This window comes from Streptomyces melanogenes, assembly GCF_014649795.1.
GTDB lineage: Bacteria > Actinomycetota > Actinomycetes > Streptomycetales > Streptomycetaceae > Streptomyces > Streptomyces noboritoensis.
Genome location: NZ_BMTS01000002.1, coordinates 258696 through 285452, shown reverse-complemented (window position 1 = coordinate 285452; position 26757 = coordinate 258696). Strand labels below are relative to the sequence as shown.

The 26757-nt window shown below is 71.7% G+C and carries 25 protein-coding genes; 12 read left to right on the top strand and 13 right to left on the bottom strand.

What is annotated here, in order from left to right:
* The first annotated feature begins 97 nt into the window (after window positions 1-97).
* From IE252_RS05320 to IE252_RS05305, 4 genes are all read left to right on the top strand, one after another.
* Window positions 98-346: a hypothetical protein gene (locus IE252_RS05320; RefSeq protein WP_190088110.1), complete on the top strand. Its 249-nt coding sequence runs from the start codon at window positions 98-100 to the stop codon at window positions 344-346.
* A complete protein-coding gene (locus tag IE252_RS05315) occupies window positions 312-842 on the top strand; it encodes a DUF6879 family protein (RefSeq protein ID WP_190088109.1) in 531 nt (176 codons plus the stop codon). Before IE252_RS05320 ends, IE252_RS05315 begins: the two co-directional genes overlap by 35 nt.
* A 27-nt stretch (window positions 843-869) precedes the next feature.
* Window positions 870-1718, top strand: coding sequence for a helix-turn-helix domain-containing protein (locus IE252_RS05310; protein WP_190088108.1), 849 nt, complete (start codon window positions 870-872; stop codon window positions 1716-1718).
* 62 nt (window positions 1719-1780) lie between these two features.
* Window positions 1781-2086 (top strand): hypothetical protein, encoded by a 306-nt coding sequence (locus tag IE252_RS05305; RefSeq protein WP_190088107.1) that lies wholly within the window; start codon window positions 1781-1783, stop codon window positions 2084-2086.
* Here IE252_RS05305 and IE252_RS05300 read toward each other — a convergent pair.
* Together IE252_RS05300 and IE252_RS05295 are read right to left on the bottom strand one after the other, a co-directional pair.
* Window positions 2083-3027, bottom strand: coding sequence for an EamA family transporter (locus IE252_RS05300; protein WP_190088106.1), 945 nt, complete (start codon window positions 3025-3027; stop codon window positions 2083-2085). The two genes, IE252_RS05305 and IE252_RS05300, sit on opposite strands and share 4 nt — an antisense overlap.
* 150 nt (window positions 3028-3177) lie before the next feature.
* The gene (locus tag IE252_RS05295) at window positions 3178-5997 is read right to left on the bottom strand and encodes an FAD-binding and (Fe-S)-binding domain-containing protein (protein ID WP_190088105.1); all 2820 of its coding nucleotides are present in this window, start codon (window positions 5995-5997) and stop codon (window positions 3178-3180) included.
* Between the two features lie 110 nt (window positions 5998-6107).
* Here IE252_RS05295 and serC point away from each other — a divergent pair, with 110 nt between their 5' ends.
* Window positions 6108-7226: a phosphoserine transaminase gene (serC, locus tag IE252_RS05290; RefSeq protein WP_190088104.1), complete on the top strand. Its 1119-nt coding sequence runs from the start codon at window positions 6108-6110 to the stop codon at window positions 7224-7226.
* Window positions 7227-7408: 182 nt separating this feature from the next.
* Here serC and IE252_RS05285 read toward each other — a convergent pair whose 3' ends face one another.
* Complete coding sequence (locus IE252_RS05285; protein ID WP_190088103.1) at window positions 7409-8389, bottom strand: esterase-like activity of phytase family protein; 981 nt, start codon at window positions 8387-8389, stop codon at window positions 7409-7411.
* 80 nt (window positions 8390-8469) lie between these two features.
* Between IE252_RS05285 and IE252_RS05280 the strand changes: the two genes are divergently transcribed.
* A complete protein-coding gene (locus tag IE252_RS05280) occupies window positions 8470-9150 on the top strand; it encodes an SGNH/GDSL hydrolase family protein (RefSeq protein ID WP_190088102.1) in 681 nt (226 codons plus the stop codon).
* 10 nt (window positions 9151-9160) lie between these two features.
* On the opposite strand, the gene IE252_RS05275 is transcribed toward IE252_RS05280, so the two are convergent.
* The 4 genes from IE252_RS05275 to IE252_RS05260 all read right to left on the bottom strand — a co-directional run bounded on the left by IE252_RS05275 (window position 9161) and on the right by IE252_RS05260 (window position 12510).
* A complete protein-coding gene (locus IE252_RS05275) occupies window positions 9161-10159 on the bottom strand; it encodes an aldo/keto reductase (protein ID WP_190088101.1) in 999 nt (332 codons plus the stop codon).
* A 59-nt stretch (window positions 10160-10218) separates the two neighbouring features.
* A complete protein-coding gene (locus IE252_RS05270) occupies window positions 10219-11229 on the bottom strand; it encodes an aldo/keto reductase (protein WP_190088100.1) in 1011 nt (336 codons plus the stop codon).
* A gap of 55 nt (window positions 11230-11284) precedes the next feature.
* Window positions 11285-11872 carry a Uma2 family endonuclease gene (locus IE252_RS05265; protein WP_190088099.1) on the bottom strand — a complete coding sequence of 196 codons (588 nt, stop codon included), beginning with the start codon at window positions 11870-11872 and terminating at the stop codon, window positions 11285-11287.
* A gap of 104 nt (window positions 11873-11976) precedes the next feature.
* Window positions 11977-12510 (bottom strand): MarR family winged helix-turn-helix transcriptional regulator, encoded by a 534-nt coding sequence (locus IE252_RS05260; protein ID WP_190088098.1) that lies wholly within the window; start codon window positions 12508-12510, stop codon window positions 11977-11979.
* Window positions 12511-12585: 75 nt separating this feature from the next.
* Between IE252_RS05260 and IE252_RS05255 the strand changes: the two genes are divergently transcribed.
* The 3 genes from IE252_RS05255 (at window position 12586) to IE252_RS05245 (ending at window position 14716) form a co-directional block, all read left to right on the top strand.
* Entirely contained in the window at window positions 12586-13044 is a 459-nt protein-coding gene (locus IE252_RS05255) for a carboxymuconolactone decarboxylase family protein (RefSeq protein ID WP_190088405.1), read from the top strand.
* Between the two features lie 199 nt (window positions 13045-13243).
* Window positions 13244-13837, top strand: a complete 594-nt coding sequence (locus IE252_RS05250; protein WP_190088097.1) for a hypothetical protein — start codon at window positions 13244-13246, stop codon at window positions 13835-13837.
* Between the two features lie 15 nt (window positions 13838-13852).
* On the top strand, window positions 13853-14716 hold the full coding sequence (locus IE252_RS05245; RefSeq protein WP_190088096.1) for a hypothetical protein: 864 nt from the start codon (window positions 13853-13855) through the stop codon (window positions 14714-14716).
* A gap of 8 nt (window positions 14717-14724) precedes the next feature.
* Here the strand turns inward: IE252_RS05245 and thpR are convergent, their stop codons facing one another.
* From thpR to IE252_RS05230, 3 genes are read right to left on the bottom strand one after another with little or no spacing between them, the layout of a single operon-like run.
* A complete protein-coding gene (thpR, locus tag IE252_RS05240) occupies window positions 14725-15288 on the bottom strand; it encodes an RNA 2',3'-cyclic phosphodiesterase (protein ID WP_190088404.1) in 564 nt (187 codons plus the stop codon).
* A 37-nt stretch (window positions 15289-15325) separates the two neighbouring features.
* The gene (locus IE252_RS05235) at window positions 15326-16672 is read right to left on the bottom strand and encodes an MFS transporter (protein ID WP_190088095.1); all 1347 of its coding nucleotides are present in this window, start codon (window positions 16670-16672) and stop codon (window positions 15326-15328) included.
* A gap of 31 nt (window positions 16673-16703) precedes the next feature.
* Complete coding sequence (locus tag IE252_RS05230; RefSeq protein WP_067162750.1) at window positions 16704-17147, bottom strand: MarR family winged helix-turn-helix transcriptional regulator; 444 nt, start codon at window positions 17145-17147, stop codon at window positions 16704-16706.
* A gap of 167 nt (window positions 17148-17314) precedes the next feature.
* On the opposite strand from IE252_RS05230, the gene IE252_RS05225 reads away from it, so the two are divergent.
* Complete coding sequence (locus tag IE252_RS05225) at window positions 17315-17497, top strand: ribbon-helix-helix protein, CopG family (protein ID WP_101388865.1); 183 nt, start codon at window positions 17315-17317, stop codon at window positions 17495-17497.
* A gap of 11 nt (window positions 17498-17508) precedes the next feature.
* Here IE252_RS05225 and IE252_RS05220 read toward each other — a convergent pair whose 3' ends face one another.
* Window positions 17509-18954: an NCS2 family permease gene (locus tag IE252_RS05220; RefSeq protein WP_190088094.1), complete on the bottom strand. Its 1446-nt coding sequence runs from the start codon at window positions 18952-18954 to the stop codon at window positions 17509-17511.
* Between the two features lie 222 nt (window positions 18955-19176).
* Between IE252_RS05220 and IE252_RS05215 the strand changes: the two genes are divergently transcribed.
* Together IE252_RS05215 and IE252_RS05210 are read left to right on the top strand one after the other, a co-directional pair.
* Window positions 19177-19446, top strand: coding sequence for a DUF2530 domain-containing protein (locus IE252_RS05215; RefSeq protein WP_190088093.1), 270 nt, complete (start codon window positions 19177-19179; stop codon window positions 19444-19446).
* 110 nt (window positions 19447-19556) lie between these two features.
* Entirely contained in the window at window positions 19557-21974 is a 2418-nt protein-coding gene (locus IE252_RS05210) for a cation-translocating P-type ATPase (RefSeq protein ID WP_190088092.1), read from the top strand.
* A 233-nt stretch (window positions 21975-22207) separates the two neighbouring features.
* Here the strand turns inward: IE252_RS05210 and IE252_RS05205 are convergent, their stop codons facing one another.
* Window positions 22208-25306, bottom strand: coding sequence for a sacsin N-terminal ATP-binding-like domain-containing protein (locus IE252_RS05205; protein WP_229848048.1), 3099 nt, complete (start codon window positions 25304-25306; stop codon window positions 22208-22210).
* Between the two features lie 317 nt (window positions 25307-25623).
* Window positions 25624-26532 carry a DUF3027 domain-containing protein gene (locus IE252_RS05200; RefSeq protein WP_190088090.1) on the bottom strand — a complete coding sequence of 303 codons (909 nt, stop codon included), beginning with the start codon at window positions 26530-26532 and terminating at the stop codon, window positions 25624-25626.
* Window positions 26533-26757 lie beyond the last annotated feature (225 nt).

Here is a 26757-nt window from a genome sequence, read left to right as displayed (position 1 = left end):
AACTCGGTTGGTGGAGTGCGCCCTTGACGGTGTGCGGGCGGCGGCGGGATGGTCGTGCGTGCAAGTCGATGTAACCCCGTCGACCTGGGAGGTTGGCATGGCGCTGCGCATCATCGCGAAGGACCCCGATACCGACGAGCGGAACTGCCCCACCGTGTGGGTCGATATGGAGGCTGAGGAGCTCGTGTTCCAGGGCTTCCAGGTCGACGAAGTCATGCGCGCCGAGTGCTTGGCGGCGGGTCCGATTCCCGACAGCGAGGCAGTGGTGCGGCTCCCCATGCGTATGGTGACCGCGATCAGGGAGGCGTGTGATGAAGCAGAGCGGGCCGGTGTACGACTTCGATGAGGTTCTGGGCCGTTGCACTCGCTCCGCTGTCCATCTGGAGATGCGGGACTCCTACGCGGTGGACAACGAGTCCGGCCGTTTCGCGCAGTGGAAATCGGGCCACAGGTACGATCCCGCGGATCGGGCCTCTTGGTGGCGTCCCTGGCATGACCTGATCGCGAGCACCGTACGCCGTGGCGTCGCGGTGCGCCGGGCTCGTATCGTCTCCGAGCCGGTCAGCGAGTACATCCGCTTCGAATACGACGGCACGTTCATGAACGTGGCGGCCGGTGAGTTCGTGCGTTGGCTGCCCAGACGCAACGCATCCGATCTGGCGCTACCAGGCAACGACTTCTGGGTCTTCGACGGGACGATCGTGCGGTTCGGTCACTTCACGGGCGATGGCCAGTACACGGGCGAGGAGTGGACGGATCAGCCGGCAGTGGCCAAGTTGTGCGTAACGGCCTTCGACGCCGTTTGGGAACGAGCCATTCCGCACGAGGAGTTCAAGATCTGACCTCGCGCACCGCCGGGTAACCAGCCCATGTCACCCTCTCCGTCATCCAGCGCCCAAGCCGCCCGCGAAGCCCTCGCAGCACGCCTGCGTGAGCTGCGCCTGGACGCCGGGCTCACCGGACGGGATATCGCCGCGCGCGCGGGCTGGAGCGTTGCCAAATCGTCCCGTATCGAGAACGCCAGGACGCCTCCGTCTGACGCCGACGTCCGCGCGTGGTGCCGCACCTGCGGAGCCGAGGAGCAGGCGGCGGACCTGATCGCCGCGAACCGTACCGCCGACTCGATGTATGTCGAGTGGCGGCGCAAGCAGCGGACGGGACTGCGCAGGCTTCAGGAGTCCGCCGTCCCTCTCTTCGAGCGGACCCGGCACTTTCGCGTGTACTGCTCGAACGTCGTCCCCGGACTGATTCAGACCGACGACTACGCGAGGGCGCTGCTGACCGCCATCACCGAGTTCCGCCAGATCCCCAACGACGTTGCCGAGGCCGTCGAAGCGCGTATGGCCCGGTCCCATGTGATCCGCGAGGGTGACCACAGGTTCGCCCTGATCATCGAAGAGGACGTGCTGTACTACGGCTTCGGCGACGCCCATGTCATGGCGGGACAGCTCGGCTATCTGCTGGCCGTCATGGCTTTTCCGTCGGTGTCGCTCGGGATCATTCCCCGGACGGCGGCACGTCGTATGTGGCCCATCGAAACGTTCATGGTGTTCGACGACGAGCGGGCCGCGATCGAGTTGCTGTCAGCCGACGTGACGGTCACCGCACCGACCGAAGTGAAGCTGTACGTCCGGGCGTTCGCCGAATTGGCCGACATGGCCGTTTACGGCACCAAGGCCAGGGCCCTGATCACGGAGGCGATTACCTCACTCGGGTGAGTCGTATGTAATCCGGTGCAACAACCTGGCCCGGCACACCCCGCCAGCCCAACCATGTCCCCATGCCCACAAAAAACCAGACCCCCCAACCATCCCCCCGAGGCTGGCGCATCGACCCCATCCCCAGCCGCCCCGCCTACCGCGACGGCGAGGGAAACATCCGCGTCCCGATCTGGCTGGCCCGCGACGGGCGGCACGTGGCCGACACCGAGATGGTGCTGCTGCCCTCAGAAGCCGAGCTGCTCGGTGAGCGACTCGCCGAAGCCCTCGGCGGGGTCCGGGCCAAGACCCGAAAGCTGTTCGACGGGCGGGCCGGGGTGACCCACATCGGCCCACCCGTCTGGAACTGCGGGCCGCCATGGGGCTAACGCACCTGCGACCGCACCGCCCCCACGCTCGCCCCGATGACCAGCGCGATCGCCAGTGCGTCCGTGGCCGACAGAGCCTGGTGGAGGATCAGGAAACCCGCCGTTGCCGCGATGGCCGGTTCCAGGCTCATCAGGACCGCGAAGGTGGACGCGGGGAGGCGGCGGAGGGCGAGGAGTTCGAGGGTGTACGGGAGTACGGAGGAGAGGATCGCGACCGCCGCGCCGAGGCCTATCGTCGACGGGACCAGGAGCTTCGAGCCCGACTGGATCGCGCCCAGGGGGAGCGACAGGATCGCCGCCACCGCCATCGCCAAGGCAAGGCCGTCCGCCTGCGGGAAGCGGCGGCCCGTACGGGCGCTGAACAGGATGTACACCGCCCAGCACGCTCCCGCCCCGACCGCGTACGCCGCCCCGGCAGCGTCCAGCGACCCGAACCCGTCGCCCCCGCCGCTGCCGAGCAGGGCCACGCCCGCGAGCGCCAGCCCGGCCCAGACGAAGTTGACCAGGCGGCGGGAGGCCAGGACCGAGAGGGCGAGCGGGCCCAGGACCTCCAGGGTCACCGCCGTGCCGAGCGGGATGCGGTCGACCGCCTGGTAGAAGAGGCCGTTCATCCCCGCCATCGCTACGCCGAAGGCGACCACCGTTCCCCAGTCGGCTCGCTTGTAGCCGCGTACCTTCGGACGGCAGATCAACAAGAGGACCAGCGCGGCCGCCAGCAGGCGCAGCGTCACCACTCCCGCCGCCCCCGCCCTCGGCATCAGCATGACCGCGACGGCCGAGCCGAACTGGACCGATATCCCGCCCGCCACCACCAGCGCGACCGGCGCCAGCGCCGCCCTTCGGCCCCCGCTCCCGCCGAGCCCGCCCGCCGCCTCCGGGGTCGCGACGGTCGCCGCCGCGGTGGCGGTCGTCGGCTCTGCGGCGGCGTGCGGAGTGGTCACCGGGGTTCCCCTAGCTAATCGTTAGTTCAGTACGTTGAACTGTCTCGTTAAAATATTGCACCAGCCCGGCCGCTCGGTCCAGCTATTTCTGCCCGCGAAGCGGAATCGTGCCCTCCCATCAATGTAAGCGGCGCTCAGACCCGCCGCCTACTACCCCAGCCCCTCCGCCAGCACCTCCGCCAGATGCCTCGCCCGTCGCCCCGCCAGCTGCTCCAGTTGTGTACGGCACGAGAAGCCGTCCGCCAGGACCTCCGTGCCGGGGGCCGCCGCCCGTACCGCCGGCAGCAGCTCGTCCTCCGCGCAGGCCACCGAGACCTCCCAGTGGCCGCGCTCGAACCCGAAGTTCCCGGCCAGACCGCAGCAGCCGCCGCTCAGCGCACCCGTCAGCCCGGCCCGCTCCCGCAGTCGGCGTTCGGCCGCGTCCCCGAGGACCGCGTGCTGGTGGCAGTGGGTCTGGCCGACGACCTCCCGTCCCACGTACGGCGGGGTCCAGTCCGGCGCGCACTCCTCCAGCGCCTGCGCGAACGTACGTACCGACGCTGCCAGGCGCGCCGCCCTCGGGTCGTCGGGCAGCAGCTCCGGCAGGTCCGTGCGCAGCGCCGCCGCGCAGCTCGGCTCCAGGACGACGACCAGGAGACCGCGGTCGAGCAGCGGCTCCATCACGTCGAGCGCTTGACGCAGGACCGCGCGGGCGCCGCTCAGCTGGCCGGTCGAGACGTACGTCAGACCGCAGCAGACACGGCCCGAGGGCACCACCACCCCCACCCCCGCCGCCTCCAGGACCCGCACCGCCGCCCGGCCGACCTCCGGGGAGAGGTGGTTCGTGAACGTGTCCGGCCAGAGCACGGCCGATACGGGAAGGCCTCTCTGGCGACGCCCCCGCCACCACCCCCCAAACGTCTCCCCCGCCAGCACCGGCAGCCCCCGCTCCGGCGCGATCCCCGCCAGCCGCTTCGCCAGGGCCGCCAGCGGGCGCACCCGGGCCAGCGCGTTCAGGACGCGCGCCCAGGGCGCCGCCAGTCGCAGCCAGCGGGGGAGCCATCCCATCGCGTAGTGGGACGCGGGGCGCAGCCGCCCCCGGTAGTGGTGGTGCAGGAACTCCGCCTTGTACGTGGCCATGTCCACCCCGACCGGGCAGTCGCTGCGGCAGCCCTTGCAGGACAGGCAGAGGTCCAGCGCGTCGCGCACCTCCGGCGAGCGCCAGCCGCCGGTGACGACCTCGCCCGCCAGCATCTCGTGCAGCAGCCGCGCCCGGCCCCGCGTCGAGTGCGCCTCCTCGCCGGTGGCCCGGAAGGACGGACACATCACGCCGCCGCCCGAACCGGCGTCCGTCGTCCGGCACTTGGCCACCCCCACACACCGCCGTACCGCCGCCGAGAAGTCCCCGCCGTCCTGCGGATAGCCGAACTCCACCTCCACCGGCCGCCTCGGCAGCACCGCGAAGCGCAGGTTCTCGTCCAGCCGGGCCGGACGGGCCAGGATCCCCGGGTTGAGCAGCCCCGCCGGGTCCCACACGTCCTTGAACTGCCCGAACAGCCGCACCAGTTCGTCCCCGTACATCTTCGGCAGCAGCTCCGCCCGCGCCTGCCCGTCGCCGTGCTCGCCCGAGAGCGAGCCGCCGTGCGCGGCCACCAGGTCGGCCAGCTCCTCCGAGAAGCGGCGGAAGCGCGCCACACCTGCCGCGCTCATGAGGTCGAAGTCGATGCGGACGTGGACACAGCCGTCGCCGAAATGGCCGTACGGCGTGCCGCGCAGGCCGTGCTCCTTCAACAGGGCCCGGAACTCCCGCAGATACGGGCCGAGCCGCGCGGGCGGCACCGCGCAGTCCTCCCAGCCGGGCCACGCCTCGGTCCCGTCCGGCATCCGCGTCGCCGTCCCGGCCGCGTCCTCGCGTACGCGCCACAGCGTCCGCTGCCCGGCCGGGTCGGTGACCACGGCCGCGTCCAGCGGGACGGCCGTCCGCACCAGCTCACGGGCCCGGGCCAGCGCCTCGGCCGGGGTGGCGCCGCCCGTCTCGACGAAGAGCCAGGCGCCGCCGCGCGGCAGCCCGGCGCCGTCGCGCACCAGGTCGGCGGCCATGCCCTCGACGGTGAGCGGCCCGTACGGCAGCAGGGCGGGCGCCGCCTCGGCCGCCGCGCTCTCGTCGGGGTAGCCGAGCACGGCGAGCGCCCGGGCGGCGGGCGTCTCCACCAGCCGTACGGTCGCCTCGGTCAGCACGCCGAGCGTGCCCTCGCTGCCGCAGAACGCCCGCGCCAGGTCCGTCCCGCGCTCGGGCAGCAGCGCGTCCATCGCGTATCCGGAGATCCGGCGCGGCAGCTCCTGCGGATAGCCGGTGCGCAGCGCGGCGAGGTGCTGTCCGACGAACTCGCGCAGTCCCGCCGGAGCGCCCGTCCAGCCCTGCCCGAGGCGGAGCTCCTCGCCCGCGCCGCTGACCACCGTCAGCCCGTGGACGTTGTCGGCGGTCGTCCCGTACGCCACCGAGTGCGACCCGCACGCGTTGTTGCCGATCATCCCGCCGAGCGTGCACCGGCTGTGCGTCGACGGATCGGGCCCGAACGTCAGCCCGTACGGCCGGACCGCCTCCCGCAGCACATCGAGGACGAGGCCCGGCTGGACCACCGCAGTCCGCGCCTCCACGTCCACCGAGAGCAGCGCCCGCATGTGCCGGGTGAAGTCCAGGACGACGCCGGTGCCGGTGGCCTGGCCCGCGATCGAGGTCCCGCCGCCGCGCGGCACCACCGGCACCCCCTGCTCCCGGCAGACGGCGAGCGCCGCCGCCACGTCCTCGGCGTCCCGGGGCGCGACCACTCCGTACGGCACGCGCCGGTAGTTGGACGCGTCCATCGTCGTCAGCGCCCGCGCGCCCGCCGAGAAGTCGACCTCCCCGCGCACGACCGCCCGCAGTTCCCGCTCCAATGCCCCGGAAGCCCCCGTACGCCCCCGTCCACCCGCATCACCCGTGTCGCCCATGGGAAACAGCCTGCCCGCCGTAGGCCGGACTACGGCGGGCCCCGCCTCCGGCGCGTCTCGCGGGGTGGACCGGAGCCGCGCGCTCCACGGCGTGCCGATACCCTGCGCTCGTGGCTGAGATCCAGATTCCCGCTGACATGAAGCCCGCCGACGGCCGTTTCGGCGCGGGCCCCTCCAAGGTGCGTACGGAGGCGCTGGACGCCCTGGCCGCCACCGGTACCTCGCTCCTCGGCACCTCCCACCGCCAGGCCCCGGTCAAGAACCTGGTCGGCGAGGTCCGCCAGGGCGTACGGGACCTGTTCTCGCTGCCCGAGGGGTACGAGGTGATCCTGGGCAACGGCGGCTCGACCGCGTTCTGGGACGTCGCGACGCACGGGCTGATCGAGAACAAGTCGCAGCACCTGAACTTCGGCGAGTTCTCGTCCAAGTTCGCCAAGGCCGCGAAGCTCGCGCCGTGGCTGGCCGAGCCGTCGGTGATCGCCTCCGAGCCCGGCACGCACCCCGAGCCGGTCGCCGAGGCGGGCGTCGACGTCTACGCCTTCACCCACAACGAGACCTCCACCGGTGTCGCCGCCCCCGTCAAGCGGGTCGCGGGCGCCGACGAGGGCGCGCTCGTCCTGGTCGACGCGACCTCCGGCGCGGGCGGTCTGCCGGTCGACATCGCCGAGAGCGACGTCTACTACTTCGCCCCGCAGAAGTCCTTCGCCTCCGACGGCGGTCTGTGGATCGCGGCGTTCTCCCCGGCCGCGCTGGAGCGCGCCGCGCGGATCCACGCGTCCGGCCGCCACATCCCGGAGTTCTTCAGCCTCCCGACGGCGATCGACAACTCGCTGAAGAACCAGACGTACAACACCCCGGCGCTCGCCACGCTGTTCCTCCTCAACGAGCAGCTGAAGTGGATCAACGGCCAGGGCGGCCTCGCCTGGTCGACGGCCCGCACGAAGGACTCGTCGAGCCGTCTGTACGGCTGGGCCGAGGACTCCAAGCACGCCGCGCCCTTCGTCGCCGACCCGGCGAAGCGCTCGCAGGTCATCGGCACGATCGACTTCGCGGACGACGTCGACGCGGCGGCGGTCGCGAAGGTGCTGCGGGCGAACGGGATCGTGGACACGGAACCGTACCGCAAGCTCGGCCGCAACCAGCTCCGCGTGGCGATGTTCCCGGCGATCGACCCGTCGGACGTCGAGGCCCTGACGGCGTGCATCGATTACGTGATCGAACAGCTCTGAGTCTCGCCTGCGGGCCGTCCCCCACTGATCGCGCAGTTCCCCGCGCCCCTAGGAGGGCCCTCCGGGCCCATCCCCGGGGCGCGGGCCAGGCCGCCCGCTCCCCCTCCCCCGCCGCTGTGGGCAATCGTGCCGCTAAGGGCGGCACGGGTGGGCACAGCGGCACCCGGCGGCGCCGCTAGCCCTCACCCCCGCCGGAACCTCCGCTTAAGCCCCACCCAGGCCGCCCCCGCGCCCACGATCGCGATCGCCCCGTACACAAAGTTCCGGTTCCCACCGGAGTCCGAGCCCCCACCGCCCGCTCCCCCGCCCGACGGCGAACTCCCCTTGTCGGAGGGGGATTTCGAGGCCGAGGCGACCGGCACCCGGACCACCGGGCTCCCCTCCCCCTCGCTCCCGAACAGCAGCGCCTTCCCGTCCAGCGTGTACGTGACGGACTCCGCCTGCCGCATCAGCGGGGCGGAGACACCGTGCCGAGCCCCCAGCTTCCCGTCCTTCCAGTCGTACTCGGCCGCCCAGAAATACCCCCGCAGCGCCAGCTTCGACCCGTCCGGGGAGAACGCGCCGTCGGTGACCCACGGCACGTCGTCGACCCGCCGGAACACGTTCGTGCCGGACGTGGAGAGCCGCGACGGGCCCTCGTACAGCCCCCCGCCGCCCTCCTTCTTCGACGCGATGTAGAGGCGGCCGGTCTTGGGGTGGACCATCAGCGCCTCGGCGTTGCGCGGCCCGTCGGCGTACTTCACGACGTACTGCGTCGCCTTGACGGTCGCGTCCTTGAGCCGCGCGGGCTCGGGGAACTTGTAGATCCAGACGTTCTTCCAGGTGCCGCCCAGGTTGTCCCCGATGTCCCCGACGTACACGTTCCCGTCCGGGCCGACCGAGATCGCCTCGACGTCGCGCGGCTTCCCGACGCCGGTCAGGGTGATCGTGGCGACGGTCTCACCGGTCTTGGAGTCGACCGCGTACACGTACGGCCCGTCGTCGCTGTCGTTGTGCGTCCAGTAGATCCCGGGGTGCGCCCGGCTGGCGGCGAGGCCGCTGGACTCCTTGATCCGGGGATCCTTGATCGTGAAGTCACCGTCACCACCGTCGGCGGCGGCCGGTCCGACCGCCCCCAGCACGACGAGCCCGGCGGCCATGGCGGCGGACAGAAGCGAACGCATCGGGAAACGCATGGGACCAAGTGTCCATCGTCACGTGGCAGCCCGTCGAAGCCGTCCAGGTGATCCGCCATCATGGCCCCATGCGTTTCATGTTCGTCGGCGACTCCATGACCATCGGACGCGCCGGCGACATCACCTGGCGCTACCGCATGTGGCAGCACCTCAGCACGTCCTTCGACGGCCCCTTCGAGATCGTGGGGCCGCGCACCGAGCTGTACGACACGGAGGCGGGCGCCCCGCTGTCGTACGCGTACGGGGCGGCGGACTTCCCGGCCCCGGCCCGCCGCCACCTCTCCGGCTGGGGCGAGGGCTGGCTGCACATGGCCCCGCTGATCCGCGAGGCGGCGGCCGGGGCGGGCGCCGACGTCCTGCTGGTCTCCCTCGGCCTGATAGACCTCGGCTTCTACACCGACAGCGATCAGACGGCGGCCAACGTGCGCGCCTTCGTGACCCAGGCGCGCGCGGCGAACCCGGCCGTCCGCATGGTCCTGCTCCCGGTCATCCCGAACGTCCGCGCCGAGTCGGACGCCCCCTTCGCGGCCGAGGTGGCCCGCTTCAACGAACTCCTGGCGAAGGCGGTCGCGGACCTGGACCAGCCGTCCTCCCCGCTGCTCCTCGCCTCCCACCCGCCGACGTACGACATCCACCAGGACACGTACGACGGCACCCACCCCTCGGCCTCGGGCGAGCACAAGCTGGCGGCGGCGTTCGCCGAGGCGATGCACCAGGGGTGGGGGGTGGGCGGGGCGTACGCGGGCTGACGCCCGGGGCCTACCAGGCGAACGCCTCCGGCGACGGCCCCGGACCCGGGAAGATCTCCTCCAGGGACGCCAGCAGCTCCTCGTCCAGCTTCAGCTCGACCGCGCGCAGGGCCGAGGCCAGCTGGTCCGCCGTGCGCGGGCCGACGATCGGGCCGGTCACGCCCGGCCGGGTGAGCAGCCAGGCAAGACCGACCTCGCCCGGCTCCAGGCCGTGCTTGGCGAGCAGGTCCTCGTACGCCTGGATCCGGGCCCGTACGACCGGGTCCTTCAGCGAATCGGCCGCCCGGCCGCCGGTCGACCGCGATCCCCCGCCCTCGCGCTCCTTGCGCAGCGCCCCGCCGAGGAGGCCCCCGTACAGCGGGGACCAGGGGATGATCCCGACGCCGTACTCCTGGGCGGCCGGGATGACCTCCATCTCGGCGCGGCGCTCGGCGAGGTTGTAGAGGCACTGCTCACTGACCAGACCCAACCGCCCGGTGCGGGAGGCCACTTCATTGGCCTGAGCGATCTTGTAGCCGGGGAAGTTCGACGTGCCGACGTACAGGATCTTCCCTTCCCGTACGAGGACGTCCATGGCCTGCCAGATCTCCTCGAAGGGAGTGGCGCGGTCCACGTGGTGGAACTGGTAGACGTCGATGTAGTCCGTACCGAGCCGCTTCAGGCTGCCCTCGACCGCCCGGCGGATGTTGAGCGCCGACAGCTTGTCGTGGTTCGGCCAGACGGGGGCGCCGTCGACGGACATGTTCCCGTACGCCTTCGTGGCCAGGACCGTCTTGTCGCGGCGCCCGCCGCCCCGCGCGAACCAGTTGCCGATGATCTCCTCGGTGCGGCCCTTCCCGGCGCTCTGACCGTAGACATTGGCGGTGTCGAAGAAATTGACGCCCGCGTCCTGCGCGGCGTCCATGAGCGCGTGGCTGTCGGCCTCGTCGGTCTGCGGGCCGAAGTTCATGGTGCCGAGGACGAGACGGCTGACCTTGAGACCGGTGCGTCCGAGCTGTGTGTACTCCATGAGGTACCAGCGAACGCCTTGAAGTGCGCTTCAAGCAAGCACCACGCGCCACGCGGCTGCTACCAGGCGAAGGCCTCCGGCGACGGGCCCGGTCCGGGGAAGATCTCGTCGAGCCCGGCCAGCACCTCCTCGCTCAGCTCCAGCTCGACCGCCCGCAGAGCCGATGCGAGCTGCTCGGCGGTGCGCGGGCCGACGATCGGGCCGGTCACGCCCGGCCGCGTGAGCAGCCACGCCAACGCCGCCTCGCCCGGCTCCAGTTCGTGCTTGGCGAGCAGGTCCTCGTACGCCTGCACCTGCGCCCGGACCGCCGGATCCGCGAGCCCGGCGGCGGACCGGCCGCCCTTCGTACGCGCCCCGTCCCCCGCCCGCTCCTTGCGCAGGGCACCGCCGAGCAGGCCCTGGTGGAGCGGGGACCAGGGGATGATCCCGACGCCGTACTCCTGGGCGGCGGGAATGACCTCCATCTCGGCGCGGCGCTCGGCGAGGTTGTAGAGGCACTGCTCGCTGACGAGCCCCAACCGCCCGGTGCGGGCAGCGACTTCATTCGCCTGGGCGATCTTGTAACCGGGGAAGTTGGAGGTACCGACGTACAGGACCTTGCCCTGCTGTACGAGGACGTCCATCGCCTGCCAGATCTCCTCGAAGGGAGTGGCGCGGTCGACGTGGTGGAACTGGTAGACGTCGATGTAGTCCGTGCCGAGCCGCTTCAGGCTGGCCTCCACCGAGCGCCGGATGTTGAGCGCGGAGAGCCGGTCGTGGTTGGGCCAGGAGGTGACGTTCCAGGGGGTGCCGTCCTGGGTCATGTTCCCGTAGCCCTTGGTCGCCAGGACCGTCTTGTCGCGGCGCCCACCACCCTGCGCGAACCAGGACCCGACGATCTCCTCGGTGAGGCCCTTGCGTTCGGCCTTGCCGTAGATGTTCGCGGTGTCGAAGAAGTTGATACCGGCGTCGTGGGCGGTGTCCATGAGCGCGTGGCTGTCGGCCTCGTTCGTGAGGCCGCCGAAGTTCATGGTGCCGAGGACGAGACGGCTGACCTTGAGACCTGTGCGTCCGAGCTGCGTGTACTCCATGAGGTACCAGCGAACCTGTTGAAGTGCGCTCCAAGCAAGCGCCGTTCAGCGGCGTTCAGTCGCGGGGGAACTCGTCGGTGGTGAGGGTGAGTCCGACGGGGGTCTGGGTGAGGTCGATCGGGTCACCGAAACCGAGCGAAAGCGTGCAGTGATATTCGCCTTCCTTCGGCAGGGTGTACAGGTGCCACTTGCCGGTGTACGGGTCGACGATCAGGTAGGCGGGGACGCCGGCGGCGGCGAAGGCGGCCTTCTTGGGGCCGTAGTCGTTGTCGGCAGTGCCCCTGGAAATCACCTCGGCGACGAATTCGATGTCCTCGTAATGCCAGTGCCCCTTGTCGTCCCGGGCCGCTCCGTCCTTCAGTGCCACGACGTCGCAGGCAAAGCCGTTTAGATGGCCGGGAAAGTCGATGCGGACGTCAGAGGCCATACGCTTCCGTGGGTATTTGGTTCGCAACTGCTCGATGAGGTCCAGGATGATCTCGAAATGGACCTGCCGCTGCGGCGTCATGAAGATATGCCCCCCGACAATCTCGGTCTTGCACCCGGGGATGGGCATCCCTTCGAGCCACTCGAACATTGCGTCCAAAGTGACTTCGTTGTCGCTCTCGGCCATCTCGATCCTGTCGGTCTCAATGACGGTCATCGCGGCGCTCCTCCCCGGCCGCCGCTCTGTAGCGGCCAGCCGCTTAGTACAACGATACGCACGGCACCAAGGACACGGGCTGTCGAACCCAAGTGCGTACGCGGCTAGGACCCCGCGAACCAGCTCGACGCGTCGAGGCGGAACGCCTCCGGCGGGACGACCGTGCGCAGGGCCGCCTCCATGCCGCGTACGGGACCGGCGCCCAGCGTACGGACCCAGTCGGCGCGCAGTTCGTCGAACACGGCCGCCGACCGGGCGAGCGCGTCGAGGCCGCGCGGGGTGATGCGGACGACCTTGCGGCGGGCGTCGGCGGGGTCGTCGGCGCGTTCGGCGTAGCCCAGGGCCTCCAGGCGGTCGACGGTCTTGCCGGCGGCCTGCTTGGAGACGCCGAGCCGCCGCCCGATCTCGCTCGCGGTCGCCCCGCCGGGCCCGACGGCCTGGAGCGCGAAGCCGTGGGCGGGCCGGAGGTCCGGGTGGCCCTGGCGGGCGAGCTCGGCGTGGAGGCGGTCGATGAGGGAGCGGAACCCGCCGAGGAGGAGCAGGGGCAGCTCGTAGCCGGGGGTGGGCGCCTCCTCGCTTTCCTCGTTGCGAGAACCGACAACCTGGTTTACCTTCTTATCGTCAACCACGTTGTCCATCTTACGGGGAGCAGGAACGCCGTGACATTCGTCGAGCACACCCTGGAGTCCGCACCGGCCGAGTCGCGCCGCGCGATGGAGGGGACGATCAAGAACCTGGGGCACCTGTCCCCTGCCGTGGCCCGGCTGGCCACCTCACCGCACACACTGGAGGGCTTCCTGAAGATGAGCGCCCTCTTCGAGCGGACGACGCTCGAACCGGTCGCCCGCGAGGTCGTGATCATGACGGTCGCCACCCGCAACGCGTGCGACCTGTGCGTGAACATGCACACGGCCAAGCTGCGAGGCCTCGGCGCGCCGGAGGAGCTGATAGCCGAGCTGCGGGAGGGCAAGCCGCTGACGGACGAACGCCTCGAAGCCGTACGGGAGTTCACGCTGGCCGTGTACGCGACGGCGGGCGCGGTCCCCGACGACGCCCTGGACGCGTTCCTGTCCCACGGCCACACCCGCCAGAACGCCCTGGAGGTGGTCCTGGGCATCGGGGCGTACACCGTGTCGACGTTCGCCAACCGCCTGACGGGCGCGTCGCACTGAGTGCGGGCCTTCGCCCTCTCAGCCGCGTGCCGCCGCCACCGCCACGACGACGAACATCAGCACGAGCACACCGGCCATGATCCGGTTCCTGGTCTTCGGGTTCACGCGTATGAGCGTAACGAACGCCCGCCCGGCTCCGTTCGGCCACCCCGGGCGCGCCACCGTACGCGGGCGATGACTCGCTGTTACCGTCCCGAAGGTGGATCACGTACGGCGTCGACGACACCGCCTCGTTCCGGTCACCCTCCTCGTGGTGGGGCTGCTGCTTTCGGGCTGCTCCTCGGGGTCGGACGAATCCCCCAGCCCGCCGGGCGACACCTCGCAGACCGAGGAGCCCACCGCGCCGCCGCCCCCGGAGCCGACCGGGCAGCCGACCGAGGACACGGGCGGTCAGCAGACCAGCGGCGGCAGCAGCGGCGGCTTCAACACGGCGGGGCGGGTCTCGACCGACTTCGACGGGGTGTGGCCCAGCGTCAAGGTGACCTTCACCAACCCCACCACCGACGCGTACAGCGGCACCGCGACCGTCTACGACTGCAGCCCCACGGGCCGCTGGACGACCAGGACCGGCCCTCAGCCGGTCAAGCTCTCACCCGATGAATCCGTGACACTTGAATGGGTGTTCGAGAACACCTCGAACGCGCCGCTCATCCCCGTCCACACCGCGTGCGTGAAGACGACCGGCACCCCCGAACCGCAGAGCAGCCCGTTCCCGGCCGACACCGTGCCGCCGGACCCGGATGAGGAGCCCGACCCCGATTCCTCCGCGTCCCCCTCCCTCGACGCCACCTGACCCAGGAGGCAGCGCATGGAGGAGCAGCCCACCCCGGCCCGGCCCCCGTGGGGCAACTGGCTCAAGGCCGTCGCCGGGTTCGTCGCGCCCACGACCCTGCTCACCGGGCTCCTCCTCTACTTCGGCTACGCGTACAGCTCCTCCTTCTACGCGTACTTCGGCATCGATCTCGCCACCCTCGGCCTGTCCACCCAGGACCTGCTGCTGCGCAGCGCGGCGGGCCTGTACATGCCCTTGGCCGTGGCGCTCGCCGCCGGGCTCGCGGGAGCGCTCGGGCTCGCCTGGGTCTCCTCCATCGGCGACGCACGGCCGGTCCTGGTGCGCCGCCTGGGGCGCGTGGGCGTGGGGCTCGCCGTCAGCGGCGGCGCGCTCTTCGTCCTCGGGCTGCTCGGCGGGCTCCAGGTGTGGCCCGCCGGGCCGCTCGACACCCCGCTGCTCTTCGGCGGCGGCCTGCTGCTCGTGGTGTACGGGCGCACCCTGCACCTCAAGACCACCGGCCACCCCTTCCCCGGCGAGCTGAAGGCCCTCGCCGTCGTGGCGGCGCTGGTCGCCCTGAGCTCGTTCTGGGCCGTACAGGCCTACGCCCAGAGCCACGGCAGGGACGACGGGCGGGAGCTGGCCCGGAATCTGTGGCACCGGCCGACCGTGGTCGTCGACACCCCCGAGCAGCTCTACTTCGGGGCCGCGCCGGTGAAGGAGACCTCGCTGCCGGCGGGCGGCCCGGGGCAGAAGTACAAGTACCGCTACCGAGGCGTGCGGCTGCTCGCCCAGTCCGGGAACCGCATGTTCCTCATCCCGGACGGCTGGACCCGTACCCGAGGGTTCGTGATCATGGTCCCGGCGGACGGCACCGTCCGCGTCGCCTTCCGCCCCGGCTGAGCCGGACCTCACACCCCCAGCCCCCACCGCCCCACCACCTCGTACCGGGGCTGCTCCCCCACCACCCCGCCCACCGGCAGCCGGCTGCGGACCAGGACCAGCTCCTCCGTCTGCCACGCCGTGCCCTCGAAGGGCGTCAGGGCGTCGACGTACGGGTGCAGGTCGGCCCCCGACCGGCTGCGGGCCAGCGTCAAGTGCGGGTGGTAGCGGCGGTGCTCCTCCATCGACACACCCGCGCGGCGGGCCGCCGCGTCCGTCCGTTCGGCCAGCAGCCGCAGCGCGTCGAGCGCGCCCGCGACGCCCGCCCACAGCACCTTGTCCCCGAACCGGCCGCCCCCGTGCAGGCGCAGCTCGAAGGGCGGGGTGCGGTGGGCGGCCCGGGCCAGGCGGGTGTGCAGGTCCGGCAGCAGACCCTCGTCCACCTCGCCCAGGAACGCCAGCGTCAGGTGCCAGTCGTCGCGGCCCGCCCAGCGCAGGTGGTCCGCGCCGGGCAGGGCGTGCAACTCGTCCACCGCCGCGCCGAGTTCGGCCAGCCGGGGCGACGGGGGCAGCACGGCCACGAAGAGTCTCATGCTCATGGGACCAGTTTTGCCCCAGGGGAAAGACTCGTCACGCCGCCGTGGCCAGTTGCTCCCTCGGGACGAACTCCACGTGCCTGCGCCCGCGCCGCAGGTCGACCTTCAACTTCAGGTTCGCCGCCCGCGCCAGCATCAGGCCGACGCCGACCGCCGCGAGGGCGCAGATCAGTCCGCCCAGGGCGAGGCTGACCCGTACGCCGTACTCGTCCGTGAGCCAGCCGAAGAGCGGGCCGCCCAGCGGGGTGCCGCCGGTGAAGACCATCATGAACAGGCTCATCACCCGGCCGCGCATCTCCGGGTCGGTGGCCATCTGGACGGAGGCGTTGGCCGTGACGTTCACCGTCAGGCCGAGGACGCCGATCGGGAGCAGGAGGGCGATGAAGAGCGCCATGCCGGGCGCCATCGCCGCCGCGATCTCGATGACCGCGAACAGGCCCGCCGCCCCGGCCAGCATGCGCAGCCGCGTCGTGCCCCGGCGGGCCGCCAGCAGTGCGCCGATCAGGGAGCCGATCGCCATCAGGCTGTTGAACAGGCCGTACATCCCGGAGCCGCCGTGGAAGACGTCATGGGCGAAGGCGCTCAGCCAGATCGGGAAGTTGAAGCCGAAGGTGCCGACGAAGCCGACCAGGACGATCGGCCAGATCAGCTCCGGGCGCTTGGAGACGTAGTCCAGGCCCTCGCGGAGCTGGCCCTTGCCGCGCGGTGCGAGCTTGGTGGGCCGCAGGTCGGCCGTGCGCATCAGGGCGAGGCCCGCCAGCGGGGCGAGGAAGGAGAGGCCGTTGGCCAGGAACGCCCAGCCGGGGCCCACCGCCGCCATCACCGCGCCCGCGACGGCGGGACCGACGAGCCGCGCCGACTGGAAGTTGGCCGAGTTGAGGCTGACCGCGTTGCGGACCTGGTCGGGGCCCACCATCTCGGAGACGAAGGACTGCCGGGTCGGGTTGTCGACGACGGTGACCAGGCCGGTGAAGAACGCGGTCACGTAGACGTGCCAGACCTCGACGTTCCCGGAGAGCGTCATGGCCGCCAGGAACAGACCGCCGAGGCCCATCGCGCTCTGGGTGACGAAGAGGATGCTCCGCTTGGCGAAGCGGTCGGCGATGACGCCGCCGTACAGCCCGAAGAGCAGCATCGGCAGGAACTGCATGGCGGTGGTGATGCCCACCGCCACCGAGGAGCCGGTGATCTGGAGGACCAGCCAGTCCTGGGTGATCCGCGCCATCCACGTACCGATGTTGGAGACGATGGCACCGGAGAAGAACAGCCGGTAGTTGGGGATCGCGAGGGAGGAGAAGGTCCCTCGTCCGTTGCCGGTGGCAGCGGTGTCGTGGGTGGATTTGTGTGCGGGGGCGGAGTCTGCTCCGGATCCCGTACTCAAAGGGGTTCGCCTCCTTTTCTGCGCGGTCAGTTCACAGGTGTGCGAGCTTCTCCAGTACGGGTGCGGCGGCGCGCAGCTTCGCCCACTCGTCCTCGTCCAGGCCTTCCGCGAGGGAAGCCAGCCAGGCGTTGCGCTTGCGGCGGCTCTCTTCGAGCATCGCCTCGGCCTCTTCGGTCTGGCTGACCACCTTCTGGCGGCGGTCGTCGGGGTGCGGCTCCAGCCTGACCAGTCCCTTCGCCTCCAGCAGCGCGACGATGCGGGTCATCGACGGCGGCTGGACGTGCTCCTTGCGGGCCAGCTCACCGGGGGTGGCCGAGCCGCAGCGGAAGAGGGTGCCGAGTACCGACATCTCGGTGGGGCTCAGCGACTCGTCGACGCGCTGGTGCTTCAGGCGCCTGCTCAGGCGCATGACCGCCGAGCGGAGGGAGTTCACGGCGGCGACGTCGGCGTCGCTGTCGTGGGGCAGGTCAGACATGTTCGTTAGAATAACTCATTACTCTGGCTAAATACCAGCCCGGTACCCCTCGGGTACCACCGGCGTGCCGCGACATCCGTCGCGCACCACCACACACATCACCCGAATGAGTGAGAGCTATCGGAAAAGTGACGCACCGGGGCGGGGCCTGCGGCGACCCTCGTCCCATGGGGACCAGCGTGCTCAGCCTGCGGATAGACGGTGAGCTGCTCGAACGGCTCCGGCAGCATGCCGCCAAACGCGGAATGAGCGTCCAGGACTATGTGGTCCGGACGCTCATTCGCGACGACTTCGACGAGCGGCTCCAGGCCGCTGCCGCCGAGACGGAGAAGTTCTACGGGGCGGCCTAGCGCCCCCTCGACTACGTAAGACCCAGCGCCGGCATCAGGTAGTAGAAGCCGAACACCGCCGAGACGATGTACATCGCCACCGGCACGTCACGGCCGCGCCCGGCCACCAGGCGCAGCACCGTGAAGGTGACGAAGCCCATGCCGATGCCGTTGGTGATGGAGTACGTGAACGGCATCATCACCATCGTCACGAACGCCGGGATCGCGATCGTCCAGTCGTCCCAGTCGATCTGCCGGATCGAGCCGGACAGGATCAGGAAGCCCACCGCGAGCAGCGCCGGGGTGGCCGCCTGGGACGGGACCATGGTGGCGAGCGGGGTCAGGAACAGCGCGACCGTGAACAGGCCGCCGGTGACGACGTTGGCGAAGCCGGTGCGCGCGCCCTCGCCGACGCCCGCCGTGGACTCCACGAAGCAGGTGGTGGCCGAGGAGGACGAGGCGCCGCCCGCGGCGACCGCGATGCCGTCCACGAACAGCACCCGGTTGATGCCCGGCATGTTGCCCTCGGCGTCGGTCAGCTTGGCCTCGTCGCTGATGCCCATGATCGTGCCCATGGCGTCGAAGAAGCACGACAGCAGCACGGTGAAGACGAACAGGACGCCGGTCAGCACACCGACCTTGTCGAAGCCGCCGAACAGGCTGACCTTGCCGAGCAGGCCGAAGTCGGGGCTGGCGACCGGGTTGCCGGGCCAGGTCGGGGTGGTCAGGCCCCAGGACGGGACGGTCGCCACCGCGTTGACGATCATCGCGAGGCCGGTCATCACGACGATCGAGATGAGGATCGCGCCGGGCACCTTGCGCACCAGCAGCGCCAGCGTCAGCAGGACGCCCAGGATGAAGACCAGGACCGGCCAGCCGAGCAGATGGCCGTTGCCGCCGAGCTGGAGCGGGACGGTGGTGTGGGCGGCGTCCGGGATGCGCGAGACGAAGCCCGAGTCGACCAGGCCGATCAGCATGATGAACAGGCCGATGCCGATCGCGATGCCCTTGCGCAGGCCCAGCGGCACCGCGTTCATCACGCGCTCGCGCAGCCCGGTGGCGACCAGGATCATCACCACGAAGCCCGCGAGGACGACCATGCCCATCGCGTCCGGCCAGCTCATCCGGGGCGCCAGCTGGAGGGCGACCACGGTGTTCACGCCGAGCCCGGCGGCCAGCGCGATCGGCACGTTGCCGATGACGCCCATCAGGAGCGTGGTGAAGGCGGCCGTCAGCACGGTGGCGGTGACCAGCTGGCCGCCGTCGAGCTGATGCCCGTACATGTCCTTCGCGCTGCCCAGGATGATCGGGTTCAGCACGATGATGTAGGCCATCGCGAAGAAGGTGGCGAAGCCGCCGCGGACCTCACGGGCGAGGGTGGAGCCCCGCTCGGAGATCTTGAAGTAGCGGTCCAGTGCGTTGACCGGCGGCTTCGGGGCTGACGGTACGTCGACCTTGGCGGTGGCCGAGGGGGACATGCGGAACCTCAGTCGTGAGACGGGGCGGGGGGCAGGGAAATGCGGAAAGCGGCCTCAACCCGAACTTCTTTGGACGTTTCAACGAACAAAACGAGTCAGCCGTAAGCCGTTTCAGTATGAATACATAAGGCAAAGATCGCTATCTCCGCGCGTAGACACAAGGGGCGCCTGGGCCGTGAGAGGCCCGAGGGGGCCCCGGCCCCCTCCCCCTACACTGATCGCATGGCGAAGTGGACACCCAAGCACGAGGCGCCGGAGCCCCTGGAAGGGCCCGTCGTCGCCACCATCACCGGCGGCACGATCCTCTGGTTCGTCCTCTTCCTCGTCCAGCTGCCGTTCTACGGCTGGTTCGACGACCACGGACACCTGTGGTGGGTGTGGACCTGCCTGGCCGGCGGCGGTCTCGGCCTGATCGGCATCTGGTACGTACGGGGGCGCGACGCGGCCCTCAAGCGGCACGCGGCGGAGCAGGCGGAGGCGGAGAGCCGGTAGGAGCGGCCCCTGCGGCACGTACCGCCAGAGGACCATTCGTCTCCTCCCTTGGTCGGATGTTCGACGTTCCCGGCAGGTGAAGCGGGAATTCCCCCCGTACCGTCGAAATCATGACGCAGCGCGCCAATATCGACGCCGGGGCGGAACTCGACCCCGTCCACCCCGTGCCGCCGCCCGTGGCGCCCGGCCGGGCCACCGGTCTGACCACCGCCGAAGTCGCCGAACGCGTCGCCCGGGGCGAGGTCAACGACGTACCGGTGCGCAGCAGCCGCTCGACCACCGAGATCGTCCGCGCCAACGTCTTCACCCGCTTCAACGCGATCATCGGCGTCCTGTGGCTGATCATGCTCTTCGTGGCGCCCCTCCAGGACAGCCTCTTCGGCTTCGTGATCATCGCCAACACGGGCATCGGCATCATCCAGGAGCTGCGCGCCAAGAAGACCCTGGACGGGCTCGCGGTCATCGGCGAGGCCAAGCCGACGGTCCGGCGCGACGGGGTCGCCGCCGAGATCTCCACGTCCGAGATCGTCCTCGGCGACCTGGTGGAGCTCGGCCCCGGCGACAAGGTGGTGGTCGACGGCGAGGTGGTGGAGACCGACGGCCTCGAAGTCGACGAGTCGCTGCTCACCGGTGAGGCCGACCCCGTACTGAAGAAGCCCGGCGACCGGATGATGTCCGGGTCGTTCGTGGTCGCGGGCGGTGGCGCGTTCACGGCGACGAAGGTGGGGCGCGAGGCGTACGCGGCGCAGCTCGCGGAGGAGGCCAGCCGCTTCACGCTGGTCCACTCCGAGCTGCGCTCGGGCATCTCGATGATCCTCAAGTACGTGACGTGGCTGATGGTCCCGACCTCCATAGGCCTGATCATCAGCCAGCTCGTCGTCAAGGACGACAATTTCAAGCAGTCCGTGGCGTACACGGTGGGCGGCATCGTCCCGATGATCCCCGAGGGTCTTGTGCTGCTCACCTCGGTGGCGTTCGCGATCGGGGTGATCCGGCTCGGCCGCAAGCAGTGCCTGGTCCAGGAGCTCCCGGCGATCGAGGGCCTCGCGCGCGTGGACGTGGTCTGCCTCGACAAGACGGGCACGCTCACCGAGGGCGGCATGGACGTCACCGAGCTGCGGCCGCTGGGGGGCGCGGACGAGGCGTACGTACGGAAGGTGCTCGGCGCGCTCGGCGAGTCCGACCCGCGTCCCAACGCGTCGCTCCAGGCGATCATCGACGCATACCCGGACAGCGAGGAGTGGCGGTGCAGGGAGTCGCTGCCGTTCTCGTCGGCGCGCAAGTACAGCGGGGCGGCGTTCAGCGAGGGGGACGGGGAGAACTCGACGTGGCTGCTCGGCGCGCCGGACGTGCTGCTGCCGCCCGGTGACCCGGCGCTCGCGGAGATCGACGGGCTGAACGAGCAGGGGCTGCGGGTCCTGCTCCTCGCCCGGGCCCGGCGCGAGCTGGACGACCCGCAGGTGGCGGCGGACGCGCGGGCGACGGCGCTGGTCGTCCTGGAGCAGCGGCTGCGCCCCGACGCGGGTGACACCCTGCGCTACTTCGAGGAGCAGAACGTCCACGCGAAGGTCATCTCCGGTGACAACGCGGTGTCGGTGGGCGCGGTGGCGGGGAAGCTGGGGCTGCCGGGCGCGGAGAACACGGTGGACGCGCGGCAGCTGCCGACGGACCAGGCGGAGATGGCGGCGGTCCTCGACTCGAACGCCGTCTTCGGCCGGGTGACTCCCCAGCAGAAGCGGGACATGGTGGCGGCGCTCCAGTCGCGCGGGCACACGGTGGCGATGACGGGGGACGGCGTCAACGACGTCCTCGCGCTGAAGGACGCGGACATCGGCGTCTCGATGGGGTCGGGCTCGGAGGCGACGCGGGCGGTCGCGCAGATCGTCCTGCTCAACAACAGCTTCGCGACGCTGCCGTCGGTGGTGGCGGAGGGCCGCCGGGTGATCGGCAACATCACGCGGGTCGCGACGCTGTTCCTGGTAAAAACGGTCTACTCAGTACTCCTCGCCCTGCTGGTGGTCTGCACCCAGGTGGAATACCTGTTCCTGCCGCGGCACTTGACGCTGCTGTCCACGCTGACGATCGGCATCCCGGCGTTCTTCCTGGCCCTGGCGCCGAACACGGAACGGGCGAAGCCGCACTTCGTACGGCGGGTGATGCGGTACGCCATTCCCGGCGGGGTGATCGCGGCGGTGACGACGTTCGCGACGTACTTGCTGGCGCGGCACTACTACGTGGGCGACGGCGCCCGGGAGGCCGAGACGAGCGCCGCCACCCTGACGCTGTTCCTGGTCTCGATGTGGGTCCTGGCGATCATCGCCCGCCCGTACACCTGGTGGCGCATCTGCCTGGTCCTGTCCATGGCCGCGGCCTTCCTCCTGGTCCTGGCGGTCCCGTGGCTCCAGACCTTCTTCGCCCTGAAACTGGTGGGGACGACGTTGCCGTGGGCCGCGGTGGGGATTGCGGTAGTGGGGGCGGGGCTGCTGGAGGTGGCGTGGAGGTGGGTGGACCGCCGCTTCCCGACGTAGCCCGGGGTTCGTCTGCGGGCCGCCCCCAACTGGTCGCGCAGTTCCCCGCGCCCCCTATAGGGGCGCGGGGAACTGCGCGGCCAGCCCAGCACGGTCCGCAGACGAACGAAGCGGGGTGCAGGGGCCGCAGGCCCCGCAACGGGGGTCCGGGGGCGCAGCCCCCGGGAGACGGGCCTCCACCACCCACCCACCCCCGGAGGGTTTAGGGAAGGGGCGGGGTGGGGGCCTCCCCCCTAGTCGAACCAGCGCGCTCGCGCCAGTTCCCCCGTCCGCGACGGGTCCTCCAACAGCGCCGCCACCTCGAACCGCCGGGGCCACTGCCCCGCCGCCCAGGCGAGCGCCGCCGCGACCCCCTCCAGGGTCGCCGCGTGCAGCACCCCGTCAGGGGCCCGGCGCCAGTCCAGCTCGACCCCGCCCGCCAACAGCTCCTCGTGCTCGACGTACGTCGAAGGAGTCGCCGCACCCAGCAGAACCCGTACCGCCTCGGGGACTTCATGCTCGGTCCCGACCGACGTCACCTCCGCCGTCACCGACTCACCGAGACGACGGACCTGAAGCAGGTCGGCAAGGTCCGCGGCCCGCGCCGGGGCCACCGGCAGCAGCGGCACCCCCGACGCCAGCGGCAGCAGATCCGGCGCGTCCGCCACCACCGCATCGGCCGCGTCCACGACCCGTACCGCCCCGTCGAGCACCACCCGCAGCTCGTCCGGCAGCGTCACCTGCTCGGGGTCGAGGTCGGCCAGCGACGTGTACAGGGCGTGGAGTTGGGCGTCCGAGACCGGGCGGGAGGGATCCGCGAGGCGGGCGAGCAGCTCGGCCGCGCCGCCGGGCTCGTCGAGCAGCGCCGCCACCGACGTACGTACACCGAGAGCCCGAAGCACCTGCTCGTCGTCGAACCCGGTCGCGTCGGCGGACTCGTAGAGCCCGGACAGGAGCGGATCGGACCCGGCCGCCCGCAGACCCGCCGGGCGGCGCCCGCCGAGGACGGGGTGGCCGCGCAGCCACCACGCCGTGTACGGCCGGACCGTCTCCGTCGTACCGTCCGGCAGCAGGATCCGTACGGGCTGGGTCAGCGCGTCCCGCAGCGGCGGCTGGGCGAGCATGGCGAGGGCCTGCGGCCAGGCGTCGTCGTCGACGAGGTCGAGGTCGCGTACCGCCACGATCTCGGTGGCCACCGGCGGTACGGGCGTGTGCGGCAGCCGGTCGAGCACGTCCTCGCACCACACGTCGACCGCGTCGAGCAGCCCGGCGTCGTCGGGCTCGGCGAAGTCGCCGTCGCGGGGCTCCAGTTCGTCCGGGTCGAGGACCACGTCGGTGGCCCGGACCAGGGCGAACGTCGCCAGGACGCCGCAGGCGGCCAGCGGCTGCCCGCCCCAGCGGCCCGCGAGCTCCGCGTCGACCTCGGCGAGCTCGCCGGGGCGGATGACGGAGGCGAAGGGGCTGCCGGGCAGGACGAGTTCGCCGGCGGGGGCGAGTTCGCCGTCCTCGTCGGGCAGGGCGAGCGCGCCGAGCCACGGCTCGTCGCCGGGCTCAAGGGCCGCGTCGCGCACCAACGCCAGTACGGTTTCGGCGAGTTCGTCGGCGTCGAGCGCGTCCTCGTCCCAGATCTCCCCGCTGTCGAGGGAGGAGGCGACGGCGGCCCGTACCTGAGGAGTCGTCAGGACGGCCCGGGGCGTGGCCGGGAGGGCGCCCAGCTTCTCCAGCAGGGGGTGCGTGGCGTCCGCGTGCGCGACCTTCAGGCCGAGGCGGCCGAGGTCGGCGGGGGTGTCGGGCAAGGGCAGCAGGATCTGCCGGGGCCCGATGGCCGTACGCCCGTCCGCGAGCGGCACCGGAAGACCCGAGAGCCGGTCGGGGTCGACGCCGGCCAGGGTGTCGTAGAGCCGGTACCACCACTCGGGCGCGCGCTCGGCGCCCCCGATGCGCTCGATGGCGTCCCCGAGCGGCAGCCGGCCGACGCCGAGCGTCCGCAGCTCGGCGCGGCGCTCAAGTCCGGCGGGCAGCAGCGTGGGCAGGACTTCCGCCAGCACCCGTACGGTGTCGGCGCCCGCCCCCTCCACGACCTCGGCCTCGAACGGCCGCAGCGCGGGCAGCTCCTCGGACGGCACGGCCGGGGCGAGAAAGGCGACCCGGGGCAGCCGCTCCAGGATCGCCGCGCGCAGCGCCCCGTCCAGCTCGCCGCGGCCCAGCGGGCCGGGCACGAGGTCGACGGTGCCGGTCGACACGGGCCGCCAGTCGGCGAGCAGCCGGGCGTACGCGTCGGCCGCGCGCTCCACCAGGAAGTCGGTCAGCGGCCCCGGCGCCGGGTGGCGCCGGGCGGTGTCCAGCGGGAGCGACGCGATGAGCAGGGCGGGGACGCCGAGGGGTTCGTCGGTGGGGGTGGGGGCGTGGACGACGGGGGCGGTGCGGGGTCGTTGGGGGGCGCCGTCCAGGTCGACCGGCACGGCCCAGGTGACCGACCAGTGGGGGCGCAGCCGCTCCTCGACGGGCCGGTCGGCGAGGAGTTCGGCGCCGAGGGCGCCGCTCGCGCTCTCCACCCGCCAGCGGTTGAGCCCGTCCCGGGTGTCGTCGATGTGGACGTACCCGTCGTGCTCGGAGCGGCGCAGCACGCGCGAGCCGTCGGGGGTCTCGACGATGACCTCGACGAGGCCGGGGAGGGTGAGCAGCAGGGCGTCGTCGACGGCGGCGAGCAGCCGAAGCACGAGGTCCTCGGCGGGCTCGTCCCGCAGCGGCAGCACGACCACGGTGTCGTACCCGTCGGGTGCCGTGCCCTCGGCGGGCAGCGGGAGCCTCAGCAGGGGTACGTGGCCGTCGCGGCGGCGCAGTTCGTCGCCGAGGCCGGGGCTGAACCGGGCGGCCTCGGCGGCCAGGTCGCGGGCCTCGGCCAGCGACCAGCGCACCCCGCCGGTGCGGCCGACGACGGCGGGTTCGTCGCTGACGGCGAGCACGGCGGCGAACCCGACGCCGAACCGTCCGACGGCGGTGCCGGCGTCGCGCCGCTTGGCGGAGGCGCGGAGGGTGGAGAGGGATTCGACGCCGGTGGCGTCCAGGGGGGCGCCGGTGTTGGCGGCGGCGAGGACGGGCTGTTCGCCGGGGGCGCCGGGGTGGAGGGTGAGCCGCAGCCGTCCCTCGACGCCCGCCCGTGCGGCGGCGTCGGCGGCATTCTGAGCAAGCTCGACGACCAGCCGGTCCCTGTATCCGCCCAGGGCGAGGTCTTCCTCGGCGTTGGCGTCCTCGCGGAAGCGGGCCGGGGTGGTGGCCCAGGCGTCGATGACCCCGCGTCGGAGCCGCCCCGTCCCGAAGGGGTCGGCACCTTCGACCGCCGTCGCCTTCACGATCACGCGCACTCCGTCCACAACCATCGGAAACCCTGCGGCCCGAAGGTACCGCGTCGAGGATTCCGGCGCCCGGCCCCGGCCCCGCCGGGGCTCCGCCCCGGGCCCCGACTTTGTCTGCGGACCGTGCTGGGTTGCTCGCGCAGTTCCCCGCGCCCCTGAAGATGCCGCTGCGCGGCAATCCCCTGGGGCGCCCCGAAGGGGCGCATGTCAGGGGCGCGGGGAACTGCGCGACCAGCCATCTACGGTCCGCAGCCGCACGAGCACCCCCGGAGGGTTTAGGGAAGGGGCGGGGAGGGGCCTCAAACCCCCCGGGCTCACGAGTGGCCCAAGTCCTCCGAGCCCTCGTCCCCCGCCGCCTCCACAGACCCACTGTCCGCAGCAGGCCGCAGGGGCAGCGCATCCGCGCCCAGCGTGTCCAGGACCGGCGCCGCCGGCTTCGGCGGCTTCGGCATGACCGCCGCCTCCGAGTGGCCACCGCAGCCGTACGAAAGCGACACGACACGCCCGTCCGCCGGACCGAACTCATTCGCGCAGATGCCGAAGGCCTGCCGGAGGGACCCGGCGAGCGGGACCAGGAAGGCGCAGGTCACGCAGGAGGCCGGGGCCGCCTGCGCCATCGGCGTCTTCGCGCCGAACGACTCGTCCCAGCGGTCCGCCGCCGCGTGCAGGCCGTACCGCGAGAGCACGCGCGCCCGGCGCATGCCGAGCTCGTCGGCCAGCGCCGCGATCGAACCGCGCGAGGTCCCGGGACGGGACACCAGCTCCGCGTCCTCCGCCTCGACCCGCTCGGCCATCTCCTCGGAGACCGCGGAGTTCGGCGGCGGGGCGTCCTCGCCGCTGTAGCCGGGCTCCAGGCGCAGATCGTCCGCCTCGGTGGGCAGCAGGTCGCCGGGACCCATGTCACCGGGGCGCAGCCGCTCGCTCCACGGCACCCATTCGGGCGCCTGGAGCGCGTCGGGCCCGGGCAGCAGGACCGTCTCGTCGAGGGTGACCAGCTTCGCGCGGGAGGCCCGCGCGACGGTCACCGCCCAGCGCCAGCCCCGGTACCCCGGCTCCTTGCACTCGAAGAAGTGCGTGACGACCCGGTCGCCCTCGGCCACCGCCGATACGTGCTCTCCGACCACGCCGGGGTGCGCGGCCTCCTCGGCCGCCTCCCGGGCGAGGTCGACCGCTTCGGCGCACAGGCGGTCGGGGGTACGGCTTCGCGTCGTCGCAGCACTCACAGGTCTCGCTTCTCTCCTACGCCGTCTCACGGGTGCGCCGGGGACCGCGTACGTACGAGTCGCGGACGGAGCGGACCAGGGGGCCGCGTCGACGTCCGCGCCCGGGCCGTGAGCTGATCAGGGGCGCGCCTTTCGCCATCCATTCTGCGGGATCGCGGAGAGGCGCGCGGCCATGAGCAGCCGCGGGCGGCGCGCCTGTCACGCTACCCCCTTCCCGGCCCGTGG